This window comes from Shewanella sp. MF05956, assembly GCF_059758055.1.
Map to the genome: position 1 here is coordinate 1 of NZ_JCAYNV010000032.1, position 19,143 is coordinate 19,143.

Sequence of the window (19,143 nt, forward strand, 5' to 3'; positions counted from 1 at the left end):
CCGGTGTCGCGTATCTTAATGCCGGTAACACTTTAGCGAGTATCAGCCTCACCACCAGTGATGGCGTGAGTGCAACCAACACGGTGAGTACCACCTTAGTCAATGACGTTGAAACCTTAAGCCTCACCAATGGCAGCGCAACCGAGCACAGCACCGTTGCTGGCACCGTAATGGGTACGTTCACCTTAACGGATGAAGAGGGTGGCTTAACGGTCGACTTTACCTCTGGAAGCAACAGCGAAGGCCACTATGAAATCGTCGGCAACGAAGTTCGATTAACTGCCGCCGGTGTCGCGTATTTGAATGCCGGTAATACTTTAGCGAGTATCAGCCTGACTACCAGTGATGGCGTGAGTGCAACCAATACCGTCGAGACGACTTTAGTTAATGACACTGAAACCTTAACGCTAACGAATGGTTCAGCCACCGAGCACAGCACAGTTGCTGGCACGGTAATGGGCACGTTTACTCTGACTGACGAAGAAGGTGGCTTAACGGTCAACTTCACCTCTGGAACAAATACGTTAGGCCACTATGAATTAGTCGGCAACGAAGTTCGATTAACTGCCGCCGGTGTCGCGTATTTGAATGCCGGTAACACTTTAGCCAGTATCAGCCTGACTACCAGTGATGGCGTGAGTGCAACCAATACGGTCAGCACTACCTTAGTCAACGATGTTGAAACCTTAACGCTAACGAATGGTTCAGCCACCGAGCACAGCACGGTTGCCGGTACCGTTATGGGTACGTTCACCTTAACGGATGAAGAAGGCGGCTTAACGGTCAACTTCACTGCTGGCACTAACAGTGACGGCCACTATGAATTAGTCGGCAACGAAGTACGCTTAACCGCGGACGGTGTCGCGTATCTCAATGCCGGTAACACCTTAGCCAGTATCAGCCTCACCACCAGTGATGGTGTTACAACAACTAATACCGTCAGCACCACCTTAGTCAATGACACTGAAACCTTAACACTCACCAATGGCAGCGCGACAGAACACAGCACAGTTGCTGGCACGGTAATGGGCACGTTTACTCTGACTGACGAAGAAGGTGGCTTAACGGTCAACTTCACCTCTGGAACAAATACCTCTGGTCATTATGAAATCGTTGATAACGAAGTTCGATTAACCGCAGCCGGTGAAGCGTACCTTAATGCGGGTAACACTTTAGCCAGTATCAGCCTCACTACCAGTGATGGCGTGAGTGCGACCAACACGGTTAGCACCACGTTAATCAACGATATCGAAACATTAAGCCTCACTAATGGCACTGCCACCGAGCACAGCACAGTTGCTGGCACCGTTATGGGCACGTTTACCCTGATAGATGAAGAAGGCGGCTTAAGCGTTGATTTCACTGCTGGCACTAACAGTGACGGCCACTATGAAATCGTCGGCAACGAAGTGCGCTTAACCGCCGCCGGTGTCGCCTATCTCAATGCCGGTAACACTTTAGCGAGTATCAGCCTCACCACCAGTGATGGTGTGAGTGCGACCAACACGGTGAGCACCACCTTAGTCAATGACACTGAAACCTTAACCCTCACTAATGGCACTGCCACCGAACACAGTACGGTTGCTGGCACGGTAATGGGCACGTTTACTCTGACTGACGAAGAAGGTGGGTTAACGGTCAACTTCACCTCTGGAACAAATACCTCTGGTCATTATGAAATCGTTGATAACGAAGTGCGCTTAACCGCCGCCGGTGTCGCGTATCTTAATGCCGGTAACACTTTAGCGAGTATCAGCCTCACCACCAGTGATGGTGTGAGTGCAACCAATACGGTTAGCACCACGTTAATCAACGATGTCGAAACCTTAACACTCACCAATGGCACTGCCACCGAGCACAGCACAGTTGCCGGTACCGTTATGGGCACGTTTACTCTGACTGACGAAGAAGGTGGCTTAACGGTCAACTTCACTGCTGGCACTAACAGTGACGGCCACTATGAAATCGTCGGCAACGAAGTGCGCTTAACCGCCGCCGGTGTCGCCTATCTCAATGCCGGTAACACTTTAGCGAGTATCAGCCTCACCACCAGTGATGGTGTGAGTGCGACCAACACGGTGAGCACCACCTTAGTCAATGACACTGAAACCTTAAGCCTCACTAATGGCAGCGCGACAGAACACAGCACAGTTGCTGGCACGGTAATGGGCACGTTCACCTTAACGGATGAAGAGGGCGGTTTGACCGTTGATTTCACCGCAGGCACGAATACTGCTGGCCATTATGAAATCGTTGATAACGAAGTTCGCTTAACTGCAGCCGGTGTCGCGTATCTCAATGCCGGTAACACTTTAGCCAGTATCAGTCTGACTACCAGTGATGGCGTGAGTGCAACCAACACGGTGAGTACCACGTTAATCAATGACGTAGAAACGCTTACCCTCACTAATGGCAGCGCAACCGAGCACAGCACAGTTGCTGGCACGGTAATGGGCACGTTTACCCTGACTGACGAAGAAGGCGGCTTAAGCGTTGATTTCACTGCTGGCACTAACAGTGACGGCCACTATGAATTAGTCGGCAACGAAGTGCGATTAACCGCGGCGGGTGTCGCTTACCTCAATGCCGGTAACACCTTAGCCAGTATCAGCCTCACCACAAGTGATAATGTCACAGCAACTAATACCGTCAGCACCACCTTAGTGAATGACACCGAAACGCTTACCCTCACCGACGGCACAGCCACAGAGCACAGCACGGTTGCGGGCACTGTTATGGGTTCGTTTACCCTGACTGATGAAGAAGGCGGCTTAAGCGTCGATTTCACTGAAAATACCAATACGTTAGGCCATTATGAAATCGTTGGCAACGAAGTGCGCTTAACTGTGGCGGGTGTCGCTTATCTCAATGCCGGTAACACTTTAGCGAGTATCAGCCTGACCACCAGTGATGGCGTGAGTGCAACCAACACGGTGAGCACCACCTTAGTCAATGACGTTGAAACCTTAAGCCTCACTAATGGCAGCGCGACAGAACACAGCACAGTTGCTGGCACGGTAATGGGCTCGTTTACCTTAACGGATGAAGAGGGCGGTTTGACCGTTGATTTCACCGCAGGCACGAATACTGCTGGCCATTATGAAATCGTTGATAACGAAGTTCGATTAACCGCAGCCGGCGAAGCGTATCTTAATGCGGGTAATACCTTAGCGAGTATCAGCCTGACCACCAGTGATGGCGTGAGTGCGACCAACACGGTTAGCACTACGTTAGTGAACGATGCGCCAGTAATCACAATTCTGTTGGTAACAAACTTTATCGAGGATGACGCTTCGAACTCTGTCGGCTCAACTGTTGCTACTTTCCAAACGAGTGATGAAGAAGGCAATAACGTAACTGTGACACTAAGTGACACGACACATTACGTCCTAGGCACGGGCTCAAATGCCGGTAAAGTATTGTTAACCGCAGAAGGGCTTGCGTTGGTCAATGCTGGTATCGATTTACCTGCATTCACACTTATTCCTAATGATGGCGTAAGTGAGGGGCAAAGCGTTAATGTAGATCCCACTGTCACAGCCCAACAAGATGTCATTTTTGCTATAGATGATAGCGTTACTACCGATGAAGATATCGCGATTAATATCGATGTATTAGCCAATGATATTGATGTTACAGGAGCAACCGATACCATAATCTCAATAGTTGCATCGGTCACAAATGGTGCTAATGGCTCAGTGATCATTAATGCCGATGGCACAATCACCTACACTCCAAATACTAACTTTAATGGCACAGACAGTTTCACGTACACCAATACAGAGGGGCAAACCGCAACGGTATATGTCACTGTAAATGCCGTTAATGATATTAGCGTGGCAGTAGATGATGCCGTCAGTACCCAAGAAAATAACATACTCAATGCAAATGTACCTGCCGCGACAGATGTTGATGGAACAGTTGAAAGCTATCAATTAGTTAATGATGTTACAGCAGGTCACCTAGTCTTCAATAATGACGGCAGCTACTCATTTATTCCTGGCAATGATTTCGACTACTTAGCTGTAGGTGAAAGCCGTGATGTGACGTTTACTTACACCGCAACTGACAATGATCGCGGAGTGAGTGAAGTGAAAACGATTACCATCACAGTGGTAGGAACCAATGATGCACCAACCATAAATACCCATGTTGGTAGCACCCAAATTGAAAATATCGCAATGGCTGGCGATACGGTTGCGACGTTCACCGCAAGTGATTTAGACGGTGACAATGTTACCTACAGAATTACCAATGGCAATGCTGAAGGTTACTTTACGATTGATACCAATACTGGCGTGGTGACCTTAACGGCTGCGGGTCAGGCTGCGTTGGCTAATGATGCCTTAATTGACACGCTGTATAATTTGGGTGTTACAGCGAGTGACGGTATTGCTGATTCGGTAGAAATGCTTGCCGTTATCACGTTCGAAGCGACTAACGATTCAGCCATCGTGAGCTCAGCTAACAATATTATCAATGAAACAGATACAGCTATTACCACTAGCGGCACATTAACCGCTATAGATATCGATAATGACAATAATGCCTTTACCCCACAAACGATCGTAGGTACTTACGGTACTTTCACCATTGATGGATTAGGCGTGTGGCATTTCACTGCCAATGATGCATTCAATGAATTGAATGCGAATCAAAGCCTCTCCGAAACCTTTAATGTCACCAGTGTTGACGGTACCGCCAGTACGGTAACAGTGCAAATTAATGGCACTAACGATGCGGCAACAGTGAGCAGTGACAATAACGTTATCAGTGAAACTGATATAGCTATTACCACTAGCGGCACATTAACCGCGATTGATATCGATAATGATAATAATGCCTTTACCCCACAAACGATTGTAGGTACTTACGGTACTTTTACCATTGATGGATTAGGTGTGTGGCGTTTCACCGCCAACCATGCATTCAATGAATTGAATGACAATCAACACATCACAGAAACCTTTAATGTCACCAGTATCGACGGCACAGCCAGCACTGTCACAGTACAAATTAATGGCACTAACGATGCGGCTACCGTGAGCAGTGACATCAAGATAATGAATGAAACCGATGCGCCAATTACTACTGGTGGATTACTCACTGCCAAAGATGTAGATAATATAAATAATACCTTCACCCCATCTACCACCGTGGGGATATATGGCACCTTCAGGATTGATACTTCTGGCGCATGGACATTTATAGCAAACTCCGCATTTAATGAATTAAATGCGGGTGATCGTATTTCAGAAATGTTTACCGTAACCAGTGCCGACGGTACGGTAAGCACAGTAACGGTACAAATTATTGGTACTAAAGAGATACTGGCTAACGTTATAGACGACCCCAAATTAGATGACGTTGATTTACCTACCAACGTCGATCCCAATGCCGATCAGTCCGCTAACACTGTTGTTGGAGGAACCGTATCTACTTATAAAAATATAGAAATTAATCAAGATATTGATTTAATAGTTGATGTACTCGGAGCTCAAAACCCGACTTATCAACCCCAAACAGCTAATACTCCAATGTCAGATGAAGTATATCTGAGCGTGTTATCTGAGCGTCCTAATAGCGATGTGCATAATGAAATCGTTAAACCAGCAGAAGCGCTCACTCAAACATTTTTGCAAGAGCTCACGTCATTTTGGAAAGACAACGGGATAGAAACAGCAGCACAATCGCCAACGTTTAATGCAGACACAAATTCGCGTAGTCCAGAATTTGTAAATGATCTGGATAAAATGCAGCAAGACTTAGATACAGCAGCAAAAGAAAAACAAATAACAAACGATCTCAACGTTGGAACCGTTACAGGTGTGGGTGTCACTGCAGCAGCTATTTTTGCCAGTTGGTTGCTCCGTGGTGGCTCACTGTTAGCCAGTCTTATTACCGCAATGCCAGCATGGCGATCACTTGATGTATTACCCATATTGACCGCTGATGAAAAATTAAGAAATGGACAATCAGCAGGCGATGGTGAAGCCGAAGGGAATATTGATCACTTATTTGACGAGCAAAGTTCAACTCATCCATCTGATGACAAGATTAAAAGGTAAAATATGAAAATTGCTGGGCTATCTCCCATTGTGCGTCTTTCTATTGGGTTGAGTTTGCTGACGGTCAGTTTATTGTTGGTTGCCGATTTTTTAGGTTTTATCCCCAACCCTAAGCTTGCCGAATTTACGGCACGTAAAGAAATTGCCGAATCATTAGCAATACAAGTTTCTGCTGATGTGATGAAAGGCGACATCAACTCTGTCGCAGTGTTGATGCACTCTCTTCAACAGCACAATAAAAGTATTGTGTCTCTAGGGTTGCGCGCTAACGATAAACAACTTATTTCCAGTGCAGGCGATCACAGTAAGCATTGGCAGTTAACGGATAAAGACTCATCAACCATAACAAACGTGCTAGTGCCCATCCATGACAAAGACGGTCGATGGGGCTCGCTTGAAGTCAGTTTTGAGCCACTCGATGGCAACGTATGGATTTTTGACCGTGCAGGTTCAACCATTACCATCATTATCTTTATATTAACGGTTGGTTTTTTTGTGTATTGGTTGTTCCTAAAACGAGCCCTAAATGAATTAGACCCAAGTGCAGTCATACCAGACCGCGTTAGCGCAGCACTAAATATATTGGCGGAAGGATTGGTCATTCTCGATAACAACGGACGTATCGTTTTTGTAAACACCGCATTTGAGCGCAAATTAGGCCAGCCTTCACAAATGCTAATTGGCACAAACTTGTCAGAATTAGACTGGAGAACGACAGATACAGATAAGCGTAATGAGCCACACACTCTACCTTGGCAACAACTATTAAAAGGGATAGAAGCGCAACATTCAAACTTAAAGCTATACACCCAATTAAAAGAGTATCTTAGTTTTGCTGTTAATATTGCCCCCATCGAAACCGCAGAGGGTGATATTCGTGGTGTAGTGGTGACATTCGATGATGTAACAGAGTTAGAAAATAAAAATATTGATTTAGAACGGGCTTTAAGTCAAATCAAACATAGCCAACAAGAAATTACATATCAAAACAGGAAGTTGCAGATTCTCGCCACACGAGACTCGATGACCGGACTGTTAAACCGTCGCTCACTCTTTGAAGGTTTCACCAGTTTATTAAGTGAAATGGATGACGATGAAGACACGCTCAGTTGTATCATGCTCGATATCGATCACTTTAAATTAGTGAATGACCGTTTTGGCCATGCTACTGGCGATGTAGTTATTAAATCATTGGCAAAAATTTTATCAGAAACAGCACGTAGTGACGATTTAGTCGGGCGTTACGGTGGCGAAGAATTCTGTATTGTATTGCCAGGTGTAGACGAGAAGCTCGCTGCGGATATTGCAGAGCGGATACGGATAGTGGTGAATAACGTTAATACTGGTGGAGTTAGCGGTATAATTCCATACACAGCCAGCTTTGGAGTATCGAGTGTCACTGGGGGGAAGTTTACACCTGAATTCATCATCGACCTTGCTGATAAAGCACTCTATTACGCTAAAAAATCGGGTCGTAATCAGGTCGCTCGTTGGTCCCTTATAGAAGGTACTGAAAAAACCATTGAACAAAATACTCAAAATGACATTGAGAAAACAGCCCTCATAAGCAGTGAATCAGTGTCATTAACCGCACCTGTAGCTGAGCCTAATAGTGCTGAAAATACAGCAGCGCAAAATTTACACCATCGTATTGCAGAGCTTGAAGCATTAATTTACGGACAAAAAACACATGACTTCGATTTAGCCAATAACGACAGTGATTTCCCTAATCAGATCGTCATGATGGATCGGATTAAACAAGGCATTGCGCGAAGTGTACGTTTAAATACATTATTCGCAGTTTTAATCATTGATGTCGATGCCATGCAAATCATTAAAAACACACTCGGTGAAGCCGCGGTTAATAAGCTGATTAACATACTCGCTAAGCGTTTAAAAAATATGCTGCGTTCAGCAGATTCAGTGGTTATAGATGGCACAACTAAAATTGGTAGCAATCTGTCTCGCACCAGTAATGGTGAGTTTGTCGTATTATTAATGGACATGCATAAGCAAGAAGAAGCCACCTGGGTTATTCAGCGTTTATTTAATTGTTTGTGCGAACCCGTAACAATTGAAGGCACAGAGGTTTTTCTTGATACCCGGATTGGCGTCAGTCTGCACCCAAATGATGGTCAAAACCCTGAAATATTACTCACACATGCTGGTGTTGCTTTACGTGAGGCTAAAGCCACATTAGGTAGGGATATTTGTCTTTATTACAGTAAAGAAACCAATGAACATGCTAAAACCCAATTATATATGAAAGGGGAGCTCCACAGAGCGATAGAACGTAACGAACTATCAATTGAATACCAACCCGTCATCTCAATGAGCACAGGCCGTATTATCAGTTTTGAAGCGCTTTTACGCTGGCGCCACCCTGAATTAGGCTCAGTTTCACCAGAGGTGTTTATCGCCATCGCAGAGCATTCAGGGTTAATAGAAGACATCGGTAACTGGGTGTTAGAAAAGGCATGCAGACAATTAAAAACTTGGCATGATATTGGGCATCAAGACCTAACCATCGCGGTTAATTGTTCCGTTGTACAGTTTAGAGCTTCAGACTTTGCCAATAAAGTCCTAGCCATTGTTACGCAACAAGGTCTTAAACCTAACGCCTTAACCGTAGAGATTACAGAATCAGCGTTAATTCACAATATCAAAGCTGCAGAGTCAAATCTCAATGAACTAAGCAGTGCAGGAGTGAAGATATCACTGGACGACTTTGGTACTGGTTATTCATCTCTTAGCTATTTAAAACTGTTTCCGATTGATATTGTTAAAATTGATAAATCATTTTTAACTGGCTTTCCAGATACCCCTCAAGATGCAGCTATCGTAAGTGCCATCATTGCAATGGTGCACAGCTTAGGATTGCATGTTGTCGCCGAAGGCGTAGAGCTTAATGACCAATTACAGGCATTACAACACTTACAGTGCGATTCAATTCAGGGATACTTATTTAGCAAGCCAATCCCACGCGAACAAGCAACAGCACTGCTCGCTAATCCCACCGATATCCGCCGTCGAGTCTGGGACAGCAAATCTACCAATATGTCTAAAGATAATACCTTACTCGCAGGCGTGCTCAATAATGCCCCTAGAGAAAGAGCGTCATAATCGATTACCTAAACAAACAACGGCATATATTCTCACAATAGCTATATACAGATTTTAAAAGTGAAGAAACCACAAGCTCATCATTACTGATGAGCTTGTTTGGATATAGATAAAAATTGCTATTGTTATTAAAAAGCCAAGAAACCAGCGGTTAAAAAATGTGTTAATCGATAGCGAAGTCGCTTCATTGTTTACCGTGTTCTGGCTCTACAAATAGTGAGCTATTTTTTGCTGAGGCCATTACCTAAATATCATCGACACTTGCATCATCAAGGATAGAGGCTTAATACAATGGCGTTTAAGTCGTCCAGAATCAGAATCTAACAGCCCCATGATAATGCTAACGATTTTATAGCTCAGCGCGATACAGTGCGCCTAACAAATTGCCTGATAAGCTTGTGGGTACAATATTAAATCCAAGGATAAACCAACGTTTGTATAAACGAACATCCCTAAAGTGAAAAGGATGATTGAGCTTTTTTATAAAAATTTTGTTAGCAGACCAAATGTCGCTGTTTCCATGCCAAGATTGATTACCTTCACGCAGATCATTTATGAGGGTTAACAATGCTAATTGACTAAACTCCATTTCATACCATGTTTTTTGATAAGAAATGATGAAGTTATAAGTTATGGATAGGTGAAACTGAAAGCAGTCTTCAGATTTTTTAATAATTTTTAAATGTACGCCATTATCTTCAATATCAATAACAGTTATAGCATTCAACGTACTGATAACCTTTGTCATCGATTGCCTAAGTTTGATCTCAATCTCTAGTTTTTCCGAGCGTTCAGGAAAAGCATCTTTGTCGATATGTTTTCGCACATCTAGAAGCTCTTCAAAACTGTAGGTCTCGTATTTAGGTTCCATCCAAATAAGCTCTCTAAGATATGTCGTGATTCATTAAGGCAGCCAATTTATTAGTCAATAATAAACATTGTTACCCCTTCGATTACCAAGGGACGACTAACATGTTTTTGTCCATATTTTGGACAATAATATATCGTTATTTAACCAATGTTTCGCTTTATCTTCTGCATCTAGAATTCATAATGTGCTTAGTATTTTTCTTGCCAAATTGTTTGAGGCAGTTTCAGTATTTCATCTCGTAACCATTGCCCCGCAGTACCTAAAGTGCGCTGTTCTGTCCAAACAAGGTCGATGCCCTCAAGCTGATCATTTTGTTGAAACGTATAACTGAGCTGAATAAGCTCGCCATTTTCGATAGCATTTGCCACAAGTGATACAGGCAGTTCAGCCCAGGCGTTGCCTAAGCGAACAAGGTCGAGCATCAAATAGGGGTCTTCAATATGCCAAACAGATGGGCTTTTTTTCTCATACTGTTGAGTTGTTCCCTTTACAGGCTGTGCATGACGAATAGCTTGTCGATGTTGCCTCAGGTCGCGATAACTTGCTGGGCTGGTTTGCGCTAATGGGTGGTTTGGTGCACAAACAGGTATTATTTTTGAGTATCCTACACCCCGGAATTGAAATCCAATAGGGTAGCCTTCCTGTTCTGCAATTAAGCCAATGTCTGTAATTCCTTGGCGCAATTGTACCGCCGAATCGCCAGGGGCGGCGGCACAGATTTTTAGCGCCACACTGGGAAATTTTGTTGTAAATTGTTGCAGTATTGGCATTAGAGGCTTGGCGCTGATCCCTTGCTCTACACAAAGGCAGACTTGTGTTTCGATCCCTTCAGCCATTGCGTTTGCAGTTGCTAGAAATTCATTATTGCCTAACAGAATCCCGCGCGCGTGAGGTAAAAGTGCTTTGCCTTCTAGGGTTAACACCGGATTACGCCCGCTGCGATCAAACAGACTGACACCACAGTCCACTTCCAGATTGGAGATTGCAGTCGATATAGAAGAGTGCGCACGACCGAGTCGACGTGCAGCCGCCGAGAAAGAACCTTCTTCAACAGCATATAAAAATGCTCTTATCGCATCCAAATTCAACATAATTAACCTGTCTGATTTTTCGACAGATACTAACTCGATTTGTCTGAATAAACAAATATAGTCTGTAGAGGAAAAGGCCGAAATCAACGTGTACTCGACTGATTTTGGCCTATCAAAAATATAAAAAATACCAAAAATAACCATCTAAAGAGGTCAGTATATGGATAATCTTGCTTTGAATGACTTGGTTGAACGTCTCAAAACCGTTCCCAGGTTTCCGCTTTTGCAATTGCCGACACCACTGCAGCCACTAAACAATTTTGGCCGCTTGTTAGGTGGCCCAATCCTCTGGATGAAACGCGACGATTTAAGCGGACTAGAAGGGGGTGGCAATAAATCCCGTAAGCTAGAATTCTTAACCGGTGATGCCCTAAAAAATGGCCATGATATGCTGGTTACTGTGGGTGCTATTCAGTCTAATCATACAAGGCAAACAGCAGCAGCGGCAGCCAAAGCAGGAATGAAATGCGCACTATTGCACTGTGCCTGGACAAAAGATGCAGGGCCGAATTATCGTCATGTTGGAAACATTCTACTCAGCCATATGATGGGGGCCGAGCTATATGTCGACGAAACCCCTCGACCTATTGAAGATCAAGGCCCATTGGCCGCTTTTATGGACCACTTACGCCGTCAAGGGCATAACCCCTATCTTATTCCTGGCGGCGGCTCTGAGCATCGCTATGGTTCTATGGGATACATTAACTGTGCAGTCGAATTGGCTACGCAGATGCAACAAACTGGCGTTACATTTGACTATTTAGTGCATACCACCGGCTCTAGCAGCACGCAGGCGGGTTTAGTCGCAGGCTTTAAAGCGCTTGGCATAACCACACGGATCATAGGCGTTGCCGATGATGGTGAGACAGCCATTAAATCTCGGAGAGTACGTGAGTTGGCAAATGAGGCATTAATCACCCTTGGATTACCCGCCACAGTTGAAGATGCAGATGTTGAAGTGATTGCCTCAAACGATGGTGATTATGGTTATGCAGATGAAGCCATCAAAGATGGCATCCGCTTAATGGCAACTCATGAAGGGTTAATCGCCGATCCCGTTTACGAAGGACGTGCTATTCGTGGCCTGCTCGATTTATCGGCCGCGAAACGCTTCGAACCTGATGCCAATATCTTATTAATGCACCTTGGCGGTTCGCCCGCTATCCATGCTTATGCAGGCCAGTTCAGCGACGTTGTGCTAACCCCATTCAACATATAGTCAAAACGAGGAATACCATCGTGACCACATTAATACTGGATAAAGACACTTTGATAGCCAATATTCGGGGCCAATTTGTTAATAGCAAACAGTTAAAATATCAGCGAAAACTATTAGAGTTTACAGATAATTCAGGTGCCTTTTTAGGTGACAATGTGTTCGAGACCAGCTTTTTATTACGCGACGCTCAGTCTCCACTGGTTTATGAAGTCTCTGGGCCTTACGACGTTATCAGTAACGAATATGCGACAATCGGACGGATTTATGAAAACGGCCAACGAATCTTTGAATGCGACATAAAAGATCAAATTCAACAACGAACAGCGGCTATGGTTGCATTGTTTTTTGATACTATCAATCATCGACCATCCAAAGTCTTACTGGTTGGGGCTGGCAAATTAGCCACTGAAACTGTTCGATACCTCAAGCACAGCTTTCCTACCTTAAATATGCTCGACTACCATGCCCGCACGCAACGAGCCGATACCTTTGAGGCTGTATGTAATGCGCTAGATATCAGCGCAACTTACCAACCCGTTTTAGATCTTGCTGGATACGACACCATCATTATGGCCACGAATACTACAACATGCTTGATCAACAGCGCGAATATAGACACAGTGCAAAAAGGGGCTGTAATCGCCTCTCTATGCACTACGTCACAGGTCGGTGAGGTTGCAGGCGAAGTCTATGGCCTTGATAACATCAATGTGGTGTTTGATTACGACTTAACGCGCAGTTTTACGCCAGACATGAAAGCCGCCAACAAAGCAGGGTTTCTCAATAATGTGTCATTACTAACTGATATCCTCAATGATGCACACAAGCCTGATCTGACAAATAAAAAGACCATTTTGAGGATTACAGGAACGCCAATGCAAAATGTGGCAGTGCTTAATATGATGAGAAGCCTAGCGGATTGAAACTTGAAAAATTGAACCCAAAAATGGATCAAGTCGTGTTGAATAGAGCAAGTCATAGTGCTTAGAAAGGTGCTTAGGCTTTATCCTTTAAATCGAGAAAGGTTCATCATTTCTGATGAGGCTTTCTCGATAAATGTGGCAGAGGGATTGTTTGTAATAAAGAGGAACCCGTGGGTTCAAAGTCCTACCTTTCGTCCAAATATATAAAAAGGTGTCACTGCGGTTCACCGCGGGGTGTAAGGCATTTTTATGTAGGATTGAAAATCTACATCGAGCATCGTCGTGAGTGGGTTGATTCACGTATTCTTGAATTAACGACTATCTTTGCTATTGATATCTGTGCCTATGCACTCTTTGTAATAAACTGGGAGTTGTCAATTGCATTTAATCCAAAAATTTAAATAAAGTTGAGATTTATCAATCACTATTCAATTAACGATAAAGCATCTACTTGCGTAATCTTTGCCGTTTTTATTCTTGCAAAGCGCTCATTCGGGTTATCAACAATCAACCATTTATGATGCGTAGTCGCTTTCATTGCTTTGTCATCTTTGGTGACACCTCGCCAAACAAGGTCAACTTCCATTTCGAATTGGTTATCACCCACTGTTTTCACCGAAAAATTTTGTGGATAATGGCTACTTAATTTTAGCTGTGTTGGAACAGTCTGCAACCACATTGCTAGCTGATCGGTTGATTCAATCAGGCCAACCGTTGAAAAGTCGAGTGTAAACTCCGGTGCCAATACCTCCTCGAATGGTAAAACATTGCCATCAAGTTGTTCCATATTTAGCAACCAATAATGCAGCAAAGACAGAACCCGGTTATCGGCATAAGCCGCTTCAAATGGTTTTGGTTCTAGCTGGCTTGTTGGTATCAAATTCAATTCAGTGAATAGTGGCAATGATTCACCTTCGGATTTTTCCAAAAAAGTGCTGTAGTGCACTGAGTAGATGCTTTGTTCACCACTAGGCTGAATGTTTTGATAGATGATATCGGCTTCAAGGTTTAGCCTGCCATCTGCCACCTCGGTTACATTGACGTTTTGAACGTGGTGGGCATTTTTCCAGCCTTTATACATCGCAAGACGATCAGGATAGTTAGCAGATCCTTTCATCTCACCTGCTGCTGATTTAATCAATACATCATCACTGAGAATATCCATTTGATTGTTGATTCTGATGTCAGAGAGTTCGCCCTCATATAGCTGATACCAACGATAATACTGCGTCAACGCGGCATGAGTGTTTTTTGTTGATTTGATCATGTTGGCTTTCTACTTTGTATAAATTCTAAAATGGATTGTGCAACTTCATTTGGTACTTCAAGTTGCGGTGAATGGCCTGCTTTTTCAATGATTTTGAGCGTTGCCATAGGAATATTGTCTGCGTAGTACTGGGCTGCACTCATCTTAACGACTTGATCATACTTACCTTGCAAAACAAGGGTCGGCGCCTGGATTAACTGCACTTGATCCTTTAAGTTAAAATACTCACCGTTGGTGATGTCTTTGACTAGCTTATTATCTACAAAGTCTTTGCTAGCATTTATCTGTTCGCGCATCAGATTTCTGACGGATCCGGGAATGGCCGGTGTTTTATAAAAAACGCGGTCCATAACGGCTTGAAGCTCTTCATCGCTATCAATCGTTTTACCAAAGCCGGTGTAAACGACGTGGTCATCAAGCTTAAGGCCTGCCGCATCTAATAAAACCAACGAGTTAACGCTTTGCGGAAATTTAATGGCAAACGCAGCAACCGTATGGCCGCCCATCGAGTTACCAACTAAGTGAACACGTTCTAGGCCGAGCTTGGTTAAGAAAGCTTTCAGGAAATCCGCTTGGCTATCAATTGAATAATTGCGGTTAGGGTCGCGCTCATTTTCACCATGGCCTAGCAGATCAGGCAAAATCAGATTGTATTGTTCGGACAGCTTTGCGGCAGACTGCAAGAAGCTATTCTTGTCATCTCCCATGCCATGAACTAGCACCATAGTGTCGGCTTTGTCAGGTGTTTTACTGGCGAAGTAATGCACCTTATAGCCATTGAGGTCAATCGTTTTAGCTTCAAGGTTTGCAGCACTTGAGAATTGTTTATAGGTGACATCCAGCATCACCTGAGGGAAAAAGGTATACACCACACCACCTGCCACTATCAGTAGCAGAATGAGTGAAAATGTGTACGTTATAAATTTTTTCATCGTAAATCTACCTTGATTGTTGAATATTCATTCATTGAGCATAAGTTTACAGTTTATCGTAAAAGTGTCAACCGCTCGGTTTCATTATTGACTTATAGTGTTTTTGCTGTGATCATTCACAACATGATTATAAAAACTGAAAATAAAATGATCGAGGTGTTAAAAACCTTTGCTCATAATGGATATCAAAAAACCTCAATGGCCAAGCTTGGGGACGCCTTTTGCATTTCCAGACAAGCGTTATATAAACGTTTCCGCAGCAAGGAATTAGTGCTTGATTGGCTGGTCTGTGAAATTAATGCTTATGCATTGTCTGGAATGAAGCAAGCACTCGCTGATGGATCAAAGACGATGACGGAGCGAATAGTATTGGGTTTCGATTGCTGGACGGGCCGCTATGTTGATACCTTGCGCAGTTCACCACATTCAGCGGAAATTATGGAATTAGGCATTATCGTTGCGAGGAATATTGCAGGAGACGGCCCTACCGTTGCTGAAAAAATACGATTATTGATTGCCAGAGAACTGGTTATTGAAGGTATTGTGGTTGATTTAGCTGAGGGTGAGCGCTTTGCATTCGTTATGTATATGGCATCAAAAGGGCTTACCTTGTCAGTTCCTGATAGGGATTCATATTTAGAAAAGATTACCGAGATGGTTCAAACGGTTATTCGTAGTTAAGAAAAGTTTAGCGAGACCCCATAGTTAACATTAGATCAGCTTTCTATCCGCAAGATTCAACAGTAAAGCCTCATCAGAAATGATGGGGCTTTTTGCATCTGCTCGTACAGGATTTAATCGCAAATATTTGTATTAATAATAATGCGTAAAATAAAATCTTAAGGCGTATTAACCGTGACACCCATAGTTAATCTGTAATTTATAATGATACTTTTTCGTATTGGTCTTGGATCTTGAGAATGGATAGCTTGCATGTAATGCGGGGTTTAAATCTCTATTTTTCGTCTAAGCAAAAGGCCTTAGGTTTGTCGATCTGGCATTTTGCATTTGGTCTTAATTCTTGAAGAGGGATAGCTTGCTTGTAATAAAGAGGAACCCAAGTAATCTTCCACAAAATAAAACTAAAATTCATTATAATCAATCACTAATCGAAAAGTTACATCTCAGGAAGTGAACATTTGTAGTCGATATATGACATTTAAATATTTATTGAGTAGGTTGTCAATCTCAAAACAATACTACTTATTTTCTTGCGCATATTGAGCATACAATATGTCAGCAAAATCACTTTCGCCAATCACACCAAGCACTAAATCTCTTACAGCATCAGCTAATAGCGTGTTGTCACTCGTCAGTTCAAAATCATTTAACGACAAATACTCAAGCGCAACTATCAATCCAGTGCGTTTATTTGCATCAGGCAAAGAGTGAGCAATAGCGATACTTGCCGTATATTTGGCGGCAATTTCAAACACATCATCTAAACCATCGTACACGATTGCATTATCTATACGGCCTAATGCACCTTGTAATTTTGAAACATCTACCAGCCCTTTCATGCCAGGTTCAGTTTCTAAAATGAAAGTATTGATTTCGATTACACGCTCGAATGGAAAGCAAATGATATCCATTACATATCAGCCAATTTCTCGAACGTCTTACGATGTGTTCTTAAAGCTAGCTTTGTCTCAGACTTAACAATTTGCTGACCATACATACCAGATAAATCAAGTTCTTTAGTTGCAGTGATTTTAGGTCGCACAACGGCATTAACACCATAAGCTTCAACTTTTTTGTTCATCTAGAATTCCTCAACTGTACTGTTAGGTTTGTATAATACCAAATTAGCTATCACCATAAAGCTTTAATCATTATGACTGTTAATGCTACATACTACCATCCATCCCGATCACTTTTGGATTCAGTGCTGAGGTCATGTTGGATAGTTTGGATAACGAACCGAAATTGGGGCGTGAGTATGAGTTATCAGCTGTTTAAAGTGAATCACCTTTTATGAAAAAGAAGGCAAAGCTGGATCTATTACTTTGGCATCGCTAACGCTTATCAAGGATGTGTCGCTGATTGTTTATAAACAATGACCATTGAATCCGACGTCGTGTTCGTATGTGACTTTGAGTTATGAAGAGTGGCGTCAGTGGCGAAAACCACGGACTAAGGTACAAAACTTACTTAAACGTGGCGTCAGGATCCAAGCTGCTGTTGCTTGTGGTATCACAAGTAAAGGCCCTTGGCGTAGCTCGCCTCTTGTTTTCAGTGATGACCAGGGATACAGAAAAAATATTGAGTAATGCCAAGCTCGAATAAAAAGTGAAGAAAGCAGGATTATATTCACTAAGAGATGGATGGATCGCAGTTCATTATTGTAAGAAATAGCTAATCCAAAAGTGAGTTAGGTCATTTATTTAAAGAGATTAAATGAACCGCCCTGTGCGGAGCCGCATGCAGGGTGGTGTGGGGGCTGGAGGCTAGATACCTCCGGCTACCCGATTATAAGACATTGTTAATGATTACCATCTGAGCCAGCCCCGCTACTATCTCTGGGGCCGCCACCAAATTCAGAATGCTTTTTGATAGGGCGATCCTGACTTTTGTTAAATTGCCAAAGAGCAATTGCAGCTATATATGGGATTAACCAGGCGATAATGATTTGTGCAACTTTTTGAACAGTATCTATGTCATCTCTTTTCGCCAAGAAAAATGAAACTGCTAGATTCAGTACAAGATAAATGGCTAGTGCAACGTACACGATAAAAAAAGAGTCCATCTCATACTTTTCCATGGCTTATAACGAGACTGTAGAATTTCTATTTTAGAAAAACAGTCTCAAAATTTATTAAAAAATTAAGCCTCAAATTGCGTTGCTACGTGAAATCTGAGGGAATATTCCACTAGAAAGTGAGTTTGACGGGCTGTATGAACACAAAAGTCACCTGCTATTTTCTACTTTAGAGAAATTCTACAGCCTCAACAGCCTGTAGCGAAGCCACGCTTTAGGCTGTCCAGCCACGAAGTGGCGTTCGTTGATAAACTTGTTAACTGTTGCCGTTGGCACATAGCTATCTATTGCCACCTTTTAGCTGGATTAATAATTCACCTAAATCTCTTTGAGTGCAACCGTTTTTCCAGTGTTCATCATCTGCTAAGTGAATTATTGTAAATACAGTGGACCAAAAAACCTTTTCGGTTTCCGTGGGTTCTTTTGGTGAGGCATCAGATAAACTCCAGGCATGAGACTTGATACCCTCATGATCTATTTTTCCAGACAAATAGGACTCAAGCTTCTCAGCTAGCTCCATTTTATTTATTTGTGATACTTCCATACTCATAGACTGTTAACGCTTATTTGAAGGGCTTGCGCTGTAAAGCCAGTCCCTTAACTTATTGATTAATAACATCCTACATTTGCTATCTTATTGAAGTAAAGCAATTAATTGTGCCTGACGAAGATTAATCAAGACACCCATATTTAATCTGCGATGCCTAATGATACTTTTTCGTATTGGTCTTAATTCTTGAGGAGGGATAGCTTGCTTGTAATAAGTAAGCGTCCGGGCAAGTACGTCTTCAACTGCGCTCATCGAGCCTTTATCTTAACGACTGATAATGACATCAGGAGTTAACATGGCTACACGTTCACATCAAGATTGGGCTGCTTTGATACAACAGC

The 19,143-nt window shown here is 43.0% G+C and carries 13 protein-coding genes and 1 pseudogene; 6 read left to right on the forward strand and 8 right to left on the reverse strand.

The window, feature by feature from the left end:
- Both AC19MX_RS20710 and AC19MX_RS20715 read left to right on the forward strand, forming a co-directional pair.
- On the forward strand, positions 1–6,068 hold a 6,068-nt coding region (locus AC19MX_RS20710; protein ID WP_498299740.1), incomplete at its 5' end, for a VCBS domain-containing protein.
- 3 nt (positions 6,069–6,071) lie between these two features.
- Entirely contained in the window at positions 6,072–9,191 is a 3,120-nt protein-coding gene (locus AC19MX_RS20715) for a bifunctional diguanylate cyclase/phosphodiesterase (RefSeq protein ID WP_498299741.1), read from the forward strand.
- A 349-nt stretch (positions 9,192–9,540) separates the two neighbouring features.
- Here AC19MX_RS20715 and AC19MX_RS20720 read toward each other — a convergent pair whose 3' ends face one another.
- Both AC19MX_RS20720 and AC19MX_RS20725 read right to left on the reverse strand, forming a co-directional pair.
- On the reverse strand, positions 9,541–10,062 hold the full coding sequence (locus tag AC19MX_RS20720; RefSeq protein WP_498299742.1) for a hypothetical protein: 522 nt from the start codon (positions 10,060–10,062) through the stop codon (positions 9,541–9,543).
- 188 nt (positions 10,063–10,250) lie between these two features.
- Positions 10,251–11,153: a LysR family transcriptional regulator gene (locus AC19MX_RS20725; protein WP_498299743.1), complete on the reverse strand. Its 903-nt coding sequence runs from the start codon at positions 11,151–11,153 to the stop codon at positions 10,251–10,253.
- A 160-nt stretch (positions 11,154–11,313) separates the two neighbouring features.
- Here AC19MX_RS20725 and AC19MX_RS20730 point away from each other — a divergent pair, with 160 nt between their 5' ends.
- Both AC19MX_RS20730 and AC19MX_RS20735 read left to right on the forward strand, forming a co-directional pair.
- A complete protein-coding gene (locus AC19MX_RS20730) occupies positions 11,314–12,372 on the forward strand; it encodes a 1-aminocyclopropane-1-carboxylate deaminase/D-cysteine desulfhydrase (RefSeq protein WP_498299744.1) in 1,059 nt (352 codons plus the stop codon).
- A 20-nt stretch (positions 12,373–12,392) separates the two neighbouring features.
- Complete coding sequence (locus tag AC19MX_RS20735; RefSeq protein ID WP_498299745.1) at positions 12,393–13,295, forward strand: hypothetical protein; 903 nt, start codon at positions 12,393–12,395, stop codon at positions 13,293–13,295.
- A gap of 424 nt (positions 13,296–13,719) precedes the next feature.
- On the opposite strand, the gene AC19MX_RS20740 is transcribed toward AC19MX_RS20735, so the two are convergent.
- Together AC19MX_RS20740 and AC19MX_RS20745 are read right to left on the reverse strand one after the other, a co-directional pair.
- On the reverse strand, positions 13,720–14,562 hold the full coding sequence (locus AC19MX_RS20740; protein ID WP_498299746.1) for a hypothetical protein: 843 nt from the start codon (positions 14,560–14,562) through the stop codon (positions 13,720–13,722).
- A complete protein-coding gene (locus AC19MX_RS20745; RefSeq protein WP_498299747.1) occupies positions 14,559–15,494 on the reverse strand; it encodes an alpha/beta fold hydrolase in 936 nt (311 codons plus the stop codon). The genes AC19MX_RS20740 and AC19MX_RS20745 overlap by 4 nt, the downstream gene beginning before the upstream one ends.
- A gap of 12 nt (positions 15,495–15,506) precedes the next feature.
- On the opposite strand from AC19MX_RS20745, the gene AC19MX_RS20750 reads away from it, so the two are divergent.
- The gene (locus tag AC19MX_RS20750) at positions 15,507–16,175 is read left to right on the forward strand and encodes a TetR/AcrR family transcriptional regulator (RefSeq protein WP_498299748.1); all 669 of its coding nucleotides are present in this window, start codon (positions 15,507–15,509) and stop codon (positions 16,173–16,175) included.
- 518 nt (positions 16,176–16,693) lie between these two features.
- On the opposite strand, the gene AC19MX_RS20755 is transcribed toward AC19MX_RS20750, so the two are convergent.
- Both AC19MX_RS20755 and AC19MX_RS20760 read right to left on the reverse strand, forming a co-directional pair.
- Entirely contained in the window at positions 16,694–17,086 is a 393-nt protein-coding gene (locus tag AC19MX_RS20755; RefSeq protein ID WP_188927269.1) for a type II toxin-antitoxin system death-on-curing family toxin, read from the reverse strand.
- A complete protein-coding gene (locus tag AC19MX_RS20760; protein ID WP_188927268.1) occupies positions 17,086–17,256 on the reverse strand; it encodes an acetyltransferase in 171 nt (56 codons plus the stop codon). The genes AC19MX_RS20755 and AC19MX_RS20760 overlap by 1 nt, the downstream gene beginning before the upstream one ends.
- A gap of 150 nt (positions 17,257–17,406) precedes the next feature.
- Here AC19MX_RS20760 and AC19MX_RS20765 point away from each other — a divergent pair.
- Positions 17,407–17,849, forward strand: a pseudogene (locus AC19MX_RS20765) (hypothetical protein); the annotation flags it as partial.
- A gap of 127 nt (positions 17,850–17,976) precedes the next feature.
- Here the strand turns inward: AC19MX_RS20765 and AC19MX_RS20770 are convergent.
- Together AC19MX_RS20770 and AC19MX_RS20775 are read right to left on the reverse strand one after the other, a co-directional pair.
- Positions 17,977–18,240, reverse strand: coding sequence for a hypothetical protein (locus AC19MX_RS20770; RefSeq protein ID WP_498299749.1), 264 nt, complete (start codon positions 18,238–18,240; stop codon positions 17,977–17,979).
- A 292-nt stretch (positions 18,241–18,532) separates the two neighbouring features.
- On the reverse strand, positions 18,533–18,802 hold the full coding sequence (locus AC19MX_RS20775) for a hypothetical protein (protein WP_498299750.1): 270 nt from the start codon (positions 18,800–18,802) through the stop codon (positions 18,533–18,535).
- Positions 18,803–19,143: the final 341 nt, after the last annotated feature.

Bases quoted from the DNA above. Each gene is read 5' to 3' on its own strand.
- AC19MX_RS20715 (WP_498299741.1), top strand. From the start codon at position 6,072: ATGAAAATTGCTGGGCTATCTCCCATTGTGCGTCTTTCTATTGGGTTG.
- AC19MX_RS20720 (WP_498299742.1), bottom strand. From the start codon at position 10,062: ATGGAACCTAAATACGAGACCTACAGTTTTGAAGAGCTTCTAGATGTG.
- AC19MX_RS20725 (WP_498299743.1), bottom strand. From the start codon at position 11,153: ATGTTGAATTTGGATGCGATAAGAGCATTTTTATATGCTGTTGAAGAA.
- AC19MX_RS20730 (WP_498299744.1), top strand. From the start codon at position 11,314: ATGGATAATCTTGCTTTGAATGACTTGGTTGAACGTCTCAAAACCGTT.
- AC19MX_RS20740 (WP_498299746.1), bottom strand. From the start codon at position 14,562: ATGATCAAATCAACAAAAAACACTCATGCCGCGTTGACGCAGTATTAT.
- AC19MX_RS20745 (WP_498299747.1), bottom strand. From the start codon at position 15,494: ATGAAAAAATTTATAACGTACACATTTTCACTCATTCTGCTACTGATA.
- AC19MX_RS20755 (WP_188927269.1), bottom strand. From the start codon at position 17,086: ATGGATATCATTTGCTTTCCATTCGAGCGTGTAATCGAAATCAATACT.
- AC19MX_RS20760 (WP_188927268.1), bottom strand. From the start codon at position 17,256: ATGAACAAAAAAGTTGAAGCTTATGGTGTTAATGCCGTTGTGCGACCT.
- AC19MX_RS20770 (WP_498299749.1), bottom strand. From the start codon at position 18,240: ATGGACTCTTTTTTTATCGTGTACGTTGCACTAGCCATTTATCTTGTA.
- AC19MX_RS20775 (WP_498299750.1), bottom strand. From the start codon at position 18,802: ATGAGTATGGAAGTATCACAAATAAATAAAATGGAGCTAGCTGAGAAG.